Source organism: Parapedobacter sp. ISTM3 (assembly GCF_016533505.1).
In the GTDB taxonomy this organism is placed as follows: Bacteria; Bacteroidota; Bacteroidia; order Sphingobacteriales; family Sphingobacteriaceae; genus Parapedobacter; species Parapedobacter luteus.
The window spans coordinates 40,552-52,951 of record NZ_JAENGN010000009.1 but is presented as its reverse complement, the minus strand read 5'-3'; the positions used below and the strand labels follow the sequence as shown (position 1 = coordinate 52,951).

General features: G+C 51.0%; 6 protein-coding genes. 4 read left to right on the top strand and 2 right to left on the bottom strand.

The features are described from left to right. The first annotated feature begins 81 nt into the window (after positions 1-81). The 3 genes from aspS to ggpS all read left to right on the top strand — a co-directional run bounded on the left by aspS (position 82) and on the right by ggpS (position 5,643). A complete protein-coding gene (gene aspS, locus JHJ32_RS13420) occupies positions 82-1,824 on the top strand; it encodes an aspartate--tRNA ligase (protein ID WP_079717728.1) in 1,743 nt (580 codons plus the stop codon). 79 nt (positions 1,825-1,903) lie between these two features. Further along, positions 1,904-3,289 carry a LutB/LldF family L-lactate oxidation iron-sulfur protein gene (locus JHJ32_RS13415; RefSeq protein WP_200121295.1) on the top strand — a complete coding sequence of 462 codons (1,386 nt, stop codon included), beginning with the start codon at positions 1,904-1,906 and terminating at the stop codon, positions 3,287-3,289. A gap of 98 nt (positions 3,290-3,387) precedes the next feature. Next, positions 3,388-5,643 carry a glucosylglycerol-phosphate synthase gene (gene ggpS / locus JHJ32_RS13410; RefSeq protein WP_233632650.1) on the top strand — a complete coding sequence of 752 codons (2,256 nt, stop codon included), beginning with the start codon at positions 3,388-3,390 and terminating at the stop codon, positions 5,641-5,643. Positions 5,644-5,648: 5 nt separating this feature from the next. Here ggpS and mgrA read toward each other — a convergent pair whose 3' ends face one another. After that, positions 5,649-6,680, bottom strand: a complete 1,032-nt coding sequence (mgrA, locus tag JHJ32_RS13405) for an L-glyceraldehyde 3-phosphate reductase (protein WP_200121294.1) — start codon at positions 6,678-6,680, stop codon at positions 5,649-5,651. Positions 6,681-6,717: 37 nt separating this feature from the next. Continuing rightward, the gene (gene tsaD / locus JHJ32_RS13400) at positions 6,718-7,719 is read right to left on the bottom strand and encodes a tRNA (adenosine(37)-N6)-threonylcarbamoyltransferase complex transferase subunit TsaD (RefSeq protein ID WP_200121293.1); all 1,002 of its coding nucleotides are present in this window, start codon (positions 7,717-7,719) and stop codon (positions 6,718-6,720) included. 11 nt (positions 7,720-7,730) lie between these two features. Between tsaD and JHJ32_RS13395 the strand changes: the two genes are divergently transcribed. After that, on the top strand, positions 7,731-12,128 hold the full coding sequence (locus JHJ32_RS13395) for a translocation/assembly module TamB domain-containing protein (RefSeq protein ID WP_200121292.1): 4,398 nt from the start codon (positions 7,731-7,733) through the stop codon (positions 12,126-12,128). The last annotated feature ends 272 nt before the right edge of the window (positions 12,129-12,400 follow it).

The window sequence follows — 12,400 nt, the reverse complement described above, 5'->3', positions numbered from 1 at the left end:
AGTGCTGAAAAATTCCTAAGCTAAACGCTGCGTGTTCTTTTTAAAAAACCGCTATTTTTGCCGCTTAAGACAAATGGTAAAATGCATAGAACACATACATGCGGCGAACTGACCATCGCTGATTTAGGAAAAACGGTTGTATTGAGCGGATGGGTCCAAAAATCCCGTGATTTGGGAGGAATGACATTCATCGACGTGCGCGACAGGTACGGTGTAACACAGCTGGTCTTTGACACCGCCGATGACGGGGCACTGCGCAGTAAAGCGCGGGAGCTTGGCCGGGAATATGTCATCAAAGTCACCGGGCGCGTCATTGAGCGGGAAAGCAAAAACCCTAAATTGGCTACCGGAGAAATTGAAATCAAAGTTGTGTCGCTGGAGGTGCTTAACGCAGCAAAACTTCCCCCCTTTACCATTGAAGATGATACCGACGGCGGCGACGATCTGCGAATGAAATACCGCTACCTCGACCTCCGCCGCAATCCTGTCCGCCAAAACCTGGTGTTGCGACACAGGCTTGCCCAGGAAACCCGCAAATATCTTGACGCCCAGCATTTCCTGGAGGTGGAGACGCCGGTATTGATTAAATCCACCCCAGAGGGGGCCCGCGATTTTGTGGTCCCGAGCCGTATGAACCCTGGTGAGTTCTATGCCTTACCGCAATCTCCCCAGACGTTCAAGCAATTGTTGATGGTATCGGGATTTGACCGCTATTTCCAGCTTGTCAAATGCTTCCGAGACGAAGATCTTCGGGCGGACAGGCAGCCCGAATTTACACAAATAGACTGTGAGATGGCTTTCGTAGAACAGGAAGACATCCTTAACCTCTTTGAAGGACTGGTGAAGCACCTGTTTAAGGCGGTCAAAGGCATCGACCTTGGCGCAATCCCGCGCATGACCTACGATGAGGCTATGCGACTGTATGGATCCGACAAACCTGACCTTCGGTTCGGGATGTCCTTCGTGGAGCTCAATGATATCGTCAAAGGGGCCGGATTCCCCGTCTTTGACAGTGCAGAGCTGGTTGTGGGCATCAATGCGGCAGGATGCGCATCCTATACGCGTAAGCAACTGGATGCATTGACGGATTTTATTAAACGGCCTCAAATCGGCGCAACAGGGCTTGTCTATGTCCGCGTCAACGAAGATGGTTCGCTCAAGTCCTCAGTCGATAAATTCTATAGCCCCGAGGAACTTCAAAAATGGGCGCAGGCATTTGATGCAAAGCCAGGCGATCTCCTGTTGGTGATGGCCGGCCAGGCCGATAAAGTACGCAAGCAGTTAAACGAGCTGCGGCTCGAGCTGGCTGCCCAATTGGGGCTGCGCGACAAAAACACGTATGCGCCGCTGTGGGTGGTGGACTTCCCGCTATTGGAATGGGATGAAGAAAGTGGGCGCTATCATGCCATGCATCACCCATTCACATCGCCAAAACCCGAAGACATTCCGTTGTTGGACAGCCAGCCGGGCGATGTACGGGCAAATGCCTATGATCTCGTCATCAATGGCACGGAAATCGGCGGCGGCTCCATCCGGATCCATGACCGCGAACTGCAATCGCTGATGTTCAAACATCTTGGATTTTCGCCGGAGGAGGCACAGCAGCAGTTCGGCTTCCTGTTAGATGCATTCACTTACGGCGCACCACCCCATGGCGGCATTGCGTTTGGCTTCGACAGGCTTGTGGCCATATTTGCGGGGCTCGATAGCATACGCGATGTGATCGCTTTCCCGAAAAACAACTCGGGGAGGGATGTGATGATTGATTCACCCGCGCCGATATCGGACGGGCAGCTGGCCGAGCTGGCAATTTCGGTCAAGTGACCCGGACGGTGCCGGCATTAAGCTCCGGCACAACACTTTCCGTCTTTTAACGTTATCATAATAAGAAAAACCGATACGTATGTCGTCTGCACAAGAAACCACTTTTCTGAAAGACAGTGCCGCAAAGGCCTTTGACATGCGCCATCGGCAGATTATCAATTACAACATTGATAAATATGACGTAGCTGTACAAAGCGGTCTGCTACAGTTTCAGCACCTTGAAAACGCCAAGCGGAAAGCCCATATCATCAAGTGGAAAGTGATGGAAAACCTGGACAAGCTATTGCCCGAGTTCGAATCGAACTTTCTGCGCAAAGGGGGCAAAGTTATCTGGGCCAACGACGCCGAGGAAGCTCGCCAGGAAATCTGGAAAATCATGGAACGCTCGGGCGCCAAGACTGTCGTTAAATCCAAATCGATGACCACCGAAGAAATCGAGTTGAATCACTTTTTCGAAGGAAAAGGTGTAAAAACGGTGGAATCCGATCTGGGCGAATACATCGTGCAGCTGTTAAACCAAAAGCCATACCATATTGTGACGCCGGCCATGCACCTGAGCTTGCAGGATATCGCGGCGCTCTTCCACCAGCATTTCGGCACCCCGCCGGATGCTACGGCACAGGACCTCACCCTGCAGGCACGTAAGCTCCTGCGTGAGCAGTACACAGCAGCGGACGTGGGTATTACTGGTGCCAACTTCCTCATTGCGGATACCGGTAGCATCGCACTTACCGAAAATGAAGGCAATGCCCGGCTGACCACCACATTTCCAAAAATACATATCGCCATCGTGGGCATAGAGAAAGTCATTCCATCCTTGGCCGACCTTGATCTCTTTTGGCCGCTGCTGGCTACTCATGGCACCGGACAGCGGCTTACGGTCTACAACAGCATCATCGGCGGGCCAAGACAAGAAGGCGAGACCGACGGGCCCGAGGAAATGTACGTTGTTCTACTTGACAACGGCCGTACGGATCTGCTCGCACAAAAGGAACAGCGCCAAGGCTTGTACTGCATTCGTTGCGGGGCATGCCTTAACGGATGCCCTATCTATAAAAATGTAGGCGGTCATACGTACAATACCACCTATAGCGGCCCTATTGGCTCCATCATTACCCCCCACCTTCGGGGAATGGAAGCATTCAAGCACCTAAGCTATGCTTCAAGCCTGTGCGGCAAGTGCACCGAAGTGTGCCCCGTAAAAATAGACATCCATCAGATGCTGTTACTCAACCGGCGCGATGCAGTAGCAAGCAACATCGTTTCCAAGTCTGAGAAGGCAACATGGAAAGGGTTTACTTTTGCCATGACGAAGCGCTGGGTAGTCGACTTATTAGGTGGAAAACTAAAAAACATACTGCTCAGCCGTTTTTTCAAAAAGGCTTGGGGAAAGCGCAGAAACCTGCCTTTCGTCGCCCCAAAGTCATTCGCCCAACAGTGGAAGGCTAAGGACAAGGCCGATTAAATTTGCCATTGGCCTGAGAAATTCTTATCTTTGCCCACCTTTCATCACCATTGCGGCATTATCGCTTTCATCATGCAATGGTCCAAAATCAAGTCAATATGATGCTATTAGCTACAGATCTCGATGGTACTTTTTTGGGCGGCAAACGTGTTGATAGGCTTCAATTGTATCGCCTTATCCGCCAAAATGAAAACATCAAATTGGTCTTCGTCACCGGAAGAGGCGTGGAGACCGTTCTTCCACTGCTCAATCATCCCATTATCCCACGTCCATCCTACGTCATCAGCGACGTTGGTGCGACCGTCGTAGATGGCCATACACTGGAACCCGTTGAACCTATCCAAGCGGGGATAGAGGACAAGTGGCCCGGTATTTTCACCATTAAGCAGGCCTTTAGCAACATCGAAGGATTGCGGTTCCAGGAGGTACCGCAGCAACGGCGCTGCTCATTTTATTATGATGACAGCACCGATTTAGACGCTGTCAACGCCATCGCCAGTGCCATGAACTGCTATGTATTGCTTTCGGCGGGCAAGTACCTTGACATCCTGCCTAATGGTACAAGTAAGGGCAGTACGCTTCGGCAATTGGTCGAACACATCGGCATCGCCGATAACGCGGTATTGGTCGCCGGCGATACGCTGAACGACCTATCGCTGTATCAAACCGGATATAAAGGCGTAGTGGTCGGCCAAGCCGAGGAAGCCTTGTATGAGGCCACCTCCGGCAATCCGACGGTGTATGCGGCGGAGGCACCGGGGGCTGGCGGCATCATCGAAGCTATCCAGCATTACACCGACTTCAGGAAGTTCTACCTGACGGCCGGGGCCAAAAAGAAAATCAAGCAATCGGGAGAAACACAATTGCTGATGGTGTATCATCGTTTACCGTTTGACAAAGAGGTAGTTGACGGCGTCGAAAGACGTGTACCGCCTAAAAGCCCGAATGGCATCATCCCCTCGCTGCTGGGCTTTTTCGAAAAAGGACGATCCGGGGTGTGGATCGGCGAGGATGTCGTTGAAAAGCATGAAACGGGCCTCGCCAGGAATGAATACATCAATGAAGATCGGTATCCCAATCTCATTGCATCGGCTATACCGCTTTCCAAGAAGGACATCGACCTTTTTTACCGCATTTTTTCAAAAGAAGCATTCTGGCCGACGATCTTTTCGTTTGTAGACAAGGCCTCCTTCAACCACAGCCATTGGGCGCATTACGTCAAAATCAACAAGTTATTCGCTGACCGCATCGCCGAAGAAGCCGACCAGGATGCGCTGGTCTGGATACATGAGTATAATCTTTGGATGGTGCCCGGCTTCCTGCGGCAGCTGCGCCCTGACGTAAAGATAGGATTCTTCCATCACACCGCTTTTCCACCAGCAGACGTTTTCAACATCATTCCCTGGCGACGCGAAATCATCGGCAGCCTATTGCAGTGCGATTTTGTTAGTTTTCACATTCCTCGATACGTTGAGAATTTTGTGGATGTCTTGCGCAGCCATGCTCCTGTAAAGGTGATCGAACGGGTCAATGCGGCAAAGCAATTTCTTACGTACAGTTGCGCGTTGGGTATCGACCAAATGACCAAAAAAGTCGAGGTTGGCAACCGCCTAATTCGATTGGGAGCTCAGCCAGTGGGCATCAATGTCGACAATATCAAACGCATCTATGCACTCAAAAAAACGAAACAACGCATTGCTACCCTGGAAAAACGCACCAGCGGAAAACAAATTGTGCTTTCTGTGGAGCGATTAGATTATGTAAAGGGTCCGCTTGAAAAAATACAAGCCTTTGGCGAGCTATTGCACGAACATCCCGAACTGCACGGGAAAATCGAATTGATAAATATCTGTACGCCCCCTTCACAGGGCATGAAAGTATACGATAAAATACGGCAAGAGCTCGACCGTGCTGTCGGCCAAATCAACGGCAGGTACTCCAACCTCGAATGGACGCCCATTCGGTATTTTTACCGTTCTGTACCATTTGAAGAGGTGGTCACCTACTATGCCATTGCTGATATCGCATGGATCACCCCGCTGCGTGATGGGCTCAACCTCGTAGCCAAGGAGTACGTAGCCGTTCAAGGCCAGAAGGAAGACGCCGACGGTGTATTGGTTCTGTCGGAGTTTGCCGGCGCGTCTGTCGAGCTCCCTTACGCTGTACTGACCAACCCCTATGATGCTAAAAACCTCAAGGACAGCTTACTGCATGCCATCCACATGGAGAAGAGCGAGCGTGTATTGCGCATGCGAAGGCTGTACGAAATCATTTCTTATTATGATATCGAACGATGGGGAAAAGAATTCATCCAGGAACTGGAGTACGCTGCGCATAGTGAGCCATTGCGATAGCTGGGCTATTCCAATTCGGCCGATTTAGCCCAGATATTGATAGCGCCATCTTTGGCGTGGTTGTCTATCTCGGCCAATTCATCCGCTGAGAAATCCAGTTTGCTGAGCGCACCCACACAATCAACCACTTGCTCGGGCCTGCTGGCGCCGATCAATGCCGACGTCACACGGCTATCCCGCAACACCCAAGCAATGGCCATTTGCGCAAGTGTTTGCCCTCGCCGCTGTGCGATGGCATGAAGTGCCCGCACGTTGGCCAAGTTCTGTTCGCTGAGAAACGCTCGCTGAAAAAAGCCCCTGGTATTGGCGCGGCTATCCGCCGGAATGCCATTCAAGTACCTATCGGTAAGCAAGCCCTGCGCCAATGGCGAAAAGACTATCGATCCCATACCCAACTCATCCAACGCCGCTAACAATCCGTCCGTTTCTATCCAACGATTGAGCATGGAATAGCTGGGTTGGTGGATGAGACAGGGCGTACCCAACTCGCTGAGGATAGCCGCCGCCTCCCGGGTACGCTTCGTATTATACGACGAAATGCCTACATAGAGTGCCCTGCCTGAACGCACAATGTGATCCAGCGCCATCATGGTTTCTTCAAGCGGCGTCTCGGGGTCAAACCGGTGAGAATAGAAGATATCCACATAATCCAATCCCATTCGCTTCAGGCTTTGGTCGCAGCTGGCAATTAAATACTTACGGCTCCCCCATTCGCCATAAGGGCCGGGCCACATGTCATAGCCGGCCTTCGAAGAAATGACCAACTGATCGCGAAGCCCGGCGAAATCCGCTTTCAGTATACGGCCAAACGCCAGCTCGGCGCTTCCCGGCGGGGGGCCGTAGTTGTTGGCCAGATCAAAATGAGTAATGCCCAAGTCCAACGCTTGCCGGCATATTGCTTGTTTGGTTTGATGCGGCACATCGTCACCAAAATTGTTCCACAGACCAAGAGAAATAGCAGGAAGTTTCAGCCCGCTTTTGCCGCAACGGTTGAACGGCATGTTTTCGTAACGGTCGACATTGGGTTTCCAGTTCATTTTTTCTATATGTTTTTTATTGGCTTTCAGCCGGATGCTATACACTGTATCTCGCCAGCGGTGCCACATCTTGCCCCACAAAATCACCGGCGCGATATTTATGATGCCCCGCAATCGCTATCATGGCTGCATTATCCGTACAATACTCAAAGCGCGGGATAAACACCCGCCATCCCAAGTGTTCGCCCAGCGTTATCAAGCTGTTGCGGAGGCCCGAATTGGCGGAAACTCCACCGGCGATGGCGACATCCCGCACGCCGGCCTCCTCTGCCGCCCGCCTGAGTTTGTTTAGCAAAATGGAGACAATACGTTCCTGTACCGAGGCACAGATATCGTGGAGCCGGCTCTGCAAAAACCCAGGAGCCTCCTGTTCCTTTTGCTGGACGAAGTAAAGGATGGCTGTCTTCAAGCCGCTGAAGCTGAAATTAAGCCCCGGAATCTGTGGCTCGGGAAATGCAAATGCCTTTGCATTGCCCTGCTGGGCATAGCGGTCAATCAATGGACCGCCAGGATAAGGAAGGCCAAGGATTTTGGCGGTTTTATCAAATGCCTCACCTGCTGCATCATCCAGTGTCTGCCCCAGCAGCTCCATCTTAAAGTAGTCCTTAACCAACACCAATTGCGTATGGCCACCGGAGACCGTCAAACACAGAAAAGGGAATTCAGGCACCGGCTCCTCTATAAAATGAGCGAGAATATGCGCCTGCATATGATTCACTTCAATCAGGGGAATATGGCGTGCAAGGGCGAACGCTTTGGCGAACGAAGTTCCGACCAGCAGCGAGCCCAATAAGCCCGGACCCCGCGTGAAAGCCACCGCATCTATATCATTTTTATGTACTTTTGCCTCGCGAATGGCCTGCTCGACGGCTGGAATGATGTTTTGCTGGTGTGCGCGTGAAGCCAACTCCGGCACTACGCCGCCAAATTTTTCGTGGACGGTCTGGTTCGCAATAATATTCGATCGGATTTTTCCGTCTATACTAATGGCTGCTGATGTTTCATCACATGATGATTCGATACCGAGGATGACGGGCATGGGACACGATATTGGATACGTTTAAACGAAACAAAAATATAAAAAAAGTATTAAAAATAACGTTATGGACGCTGGCCGGGCTGTTGCTACTGCTTGCCGGGCTGACCTATTCGCTTCGGTACCCGGCTGTCCAGACCTATTTCGCAAAAAAAGCCGCTGCCTACCTTTCCCGGGAGCTGCACACCACCGTGTCGTTGGAAGGCTTATATTTCCGGCCGTTTTCCTCGCTGGTGCTTAATGGGCTATTTGTAGCAGACACCACCGGCGACACGCTGTTGTATTCGCGTCAGCTGACCGCAGCGGTAGATTTATGGACACTGCGTGAGGGCCGGGTGGTCGTCAAACATGCAAAACTCGCTGATGGCGGCCTGTATCTCAAACGGTCTGCAAACGGCAGCAACCTCTCGTTTATTCTGGATTACTTCCGCCCCACCGCGCCGTCGCAATCTTCAAAGCGGCATATATCGTTGGAAATCAGTTCCGTGGACCTATCCAATATCACATTGGAGTATACGGACCTGGAAGACCGTTCGGCTGTAAGCGGCATCAATTTCAAAGATATTCAACTGACAGCGCTTAAGGGCAATTTTTCTGAAATCGATTTTACCAATCATCTGTTTAAATCAACCATCAAAAACCTTTCGTTTCGCGAGAAAAGCGGGTTTGTCCTTCGCGAAATGAATGCAAAGGCGGTGGTAGACACGAGTAGTATTGAGCTGCAGGAGCTGTATGTCGAAACCAACCGGAGCCGGCTGCGGGATTACCTCCGGCTCGAGTATGATGATTTTTCGGCGTTCAACAATTTTGTCCACGATGTTACGGTGGAATTGAATCTCGATCGCTCGCAGCTCCATTCTGAGGATATCGCATTTTTTGCGCCAAACGTTGCGACCACCCGTTTTGACGTTGCACTCTCGGGCACGTTTAAGGGTCAAGTCGCCTCCTTCGTGGCCAGGCGTGTGGCCATGCAACTCGGCAGCAATACCCAATTACATGGCGATGTTACCGTTGCCGGATTACCGGATATCAGCCAGACGGTGTTTGCCATGCAAATCCGCCGACTGGTCACCAGCAGCCAAGAAATCGAATCGTTGGTGCCTCAACTCAGTGGTATGCCTGAATTGGTTTTGCCAGCGCTGTTCGACCCGATGGAAACCATCGTTTACCAGGGTACGCTCAAGGGCTTTTACTACGATTTCGTTGCCGACGGCACGGTTGAAACCGCGCTAGGATCAATCACTGCCGATATAAACCTTGACATCCGTGATGGAGGGCGCTATCAGGGAAAGCTATCGTCTGAAAATTTCAATGTGGGGGTATTGTTTCCGGGGATGCAACTTGGCCATACGGGGTTCGATGTTACGATAGCCGGCACGGGCTTGGTCATCGACGAGATGGATAGCCGGGCGGCGGGCTATATCAGCCACTTGGACTTCAAGGGGTATCGCTATTCCCACATCGACGCAAAGGGCGCGCTCGCAAAAATGCGGTTTATCGGTAATGCAGCGATAAACGACCCGAACCTACAGTTGACCGTCGATAGCGACATCAACTTTTCCCCCCAACAGCCTGAATACGGATTTAATGCCCATGTAAGATACGCGCATCTGCGCAACATCCACTGGTATGAAAATGATCCCGTTACGGTTAAAGAGGCTGACTTGACGACTCAGTTGACGGGCAACACGTTAAATACCCTCCAAGGCGCGGTTGCTATGCATAACGTTAGCTTTCAGGTGGGCGATGATACACATACCGTAGACTCGCTGGTACTTACCGCAGCAGGATTAGGAGCAGGACGGACGTTTCAGCTGCGTTCGACCATCGCCGATGCGGCCTTAACCGGAACAGTCGATTTAAATACACTGGCCGACGACTTCAAAGCCAATGCCATGCGTTATGTCCCAGCCTTGGGATGGGATGTAGGAGCCACCGGAAAACAGGCATTTGATTTCAATGTGACCCTTAAAGACGTCGCGCCCGTCGCCGCTTTGTTCGTGCCGAAGCTTACCTTGTCTGACGAAGTATCGATGACGGCTCGTTTTTCCACGACAGACACATCGACTTACGTCAACCTCCTGATCCCCCAATTGTCGTATGGCAACATAAGCCTGAAACGATTGATTATCGACGAATCCACGCGCGAAGGGATGTTGCGGCTACTGGTTACCGCCGATCGCCTGAGCCTCACCGACAGCCTCTATGTAGACAACGTAAATCTGGCGAACGTCATTGCAAATGACAGCCTGTTGTTCAATTTGAAACTTGCGGATGTGACAGCCCATAACCAATTGGATTTAAACGGGTTGGTAAATTTTGAAAGAAACGTACCCTTGCGGATGCAGTTGCTTCCTTCGGCACTGGTGTTGAATAAGGAACCATGGCGGCTCGATGAGAAGGCTTTGTTTTACCTCAATGAAGGCAAGGTTACCGTACATGGCCTCGAAATTTCAAACGACAATCAGGTTGTCCAACTTGATGGAACGATTTCATCCGCGCCAAGTGACAACGCATTACTGACCTTCGAAAACTTCGACCTGAAAACGCTGAACTCCCTGACCTTGCCCTCGGGCATCGAGCTTGAGGGGATACTGAATGGCCGCATGGATGTCTCGTCCGTCTTGAAAAACCCCTACGCTTTAGCCGACATGGAAGCCAGGAGCGTGCACTTCAACCGCACTGCGCTGGGCGATGTATTATTGCAGGCCGATTTTGACCGGACCACCGAATTGGTGAATGTAAGACTGGAAGTGGTCAATGGCCAAGTGAACACCCTTAGCGCCACCGGCACCTACAATGCCGCCGCTGCAACAGACAAATTGAACGTAAAGGCCACGCTCAACCAAAGCGAACTGGTCGTTTTCCAACCGTTTCTCAGCAACCTTGTTTCGGATATCAGCGGCACGGTCTCTGCGAATCTCCGCATCTCCGGCTCGGTGCTGGCACCGCAAATAAATGGCACCTGCTACTTACATCATGCCGGATTTACGGTCAACTACCTAAAAACACCTTATCGTATCAACGACGAAGTGTCGTTGTCAAACAGTACCATCATGTTTAACGATTTGGAGATCACCGACCCGGGAAATAATAAAGCCATCGCCAACGGAAAAGTGGACATGAGCAATCCACAGGTACCGGATATCGACGTCGCCGTTGATGCTACCAATTTCCTGCTGCTTAATACCACATTCAGGGACAATTCACTATATTATGGAACCGCGTACGGCACCGGAAGGTTTACATTCAATGGCCCGACAAACGCGATAACCATTAATGTGCAGGCCCGCACAAACGATAAGACAAGCCTGCATATTCCGCTCAATGCAGTGGGTACGGTGAGCGACAATGATTTTATCCGGTTTGTCAGCCATGATACATCGGGCACACAGCGTCCCCAATCACGCCTGTTCAAGGGGTTGAGCATGAACATGGATTTACAGATCACACCAGAGGCGGAAGCCAGTTTATATACCGACCTGGGCGAGCTTTCCGGGCGGGGAGAAGGGCTGTTGTCGCTACGCATTTCCAGTCTCGGCGACTTCGAAATGTTCGGTGATTATTCGATAAATACGGGCAAATTCACCTTTGTCGCACAGGACTTCATCAATAAGATCTTTGACATCAATCAGGGGGGGACGATCCGTTGGACAGGGCAGCCCGCTGATGCTACGATCAGCCTTTCGGCCGTCTATGGACATCGTACCAGCCTTGCCCCGTTGTACAATGCCGCGGGCAGGGAAACTGTGGAACAACGCGTATTGGCCCAAGCCGTTATGAACCTTAACGGCAACCTCATGCGTCCGGATATCACGTTTGCGCTCAACTTCCCAAATGATCCGTATGTGAAAGACGAGCTTCAGAGTTACCTTAGCGACATTAACAACATCAACCAACAGGCGCTTAGCCTTATCGTGCGCCGCAGCTTTGCCCCGGGTTCGGCTACCGACTTCAGCAGGGAACTGAATAACACGCTGCTGAGTGCCGGCACGGAGCTTGCTTTCAATCAGCTCAACAATCTCATTGCCCAGTCGCTCAACTTAAATTTTGTCGATCTCAATATCCGGTCACTCAACGACGCCAGTGCGTCATTCAGGTTTTTTAACGACCGATTGATTTTTACCGGCGGAGTCACCGACAGGCGGAATCTTAATGACCTCAATGTATTCAGCGATCGCGTTGTCACCGATGCCGAATTGCTGTACCTCATCCGCAAGGATGGGCGACTGGTGCTACGCGGTTCAAACCGGTTGAACAGCCGCAACTTCCTGCCACTGACAATGAATGAAAATTATGTCAGCGCCTTGGGGTTGGTCTATCGGCAGGAATTTTATACCTTTCAAGAGTATTTCCGGCGGTTATTTGCAATACGGCGGAAGACGGTGAAAGAAGAAGCCGATGCACAATAGCGAAGCCATCAACACAAGAGCCGTGATGACCTATTTGTGCTGAAACAGATTTGGATAATCGGTATCGATTGTTTAATTTTGGGTAGCGTCTACCGATGCCCTGAACGTACCCTAATGATTGTTCGATACATAAATACACGAGCTTCGCGATTTCCGGGAGATTCCTTCGGGATGAGTCCATAATAAGTCCATAAAGAGTCCATGATGAATCCATTATTTGGGCATTATTTATGGAGTCATTATGGATTGTTTATGGTTACGCAATTTAGACA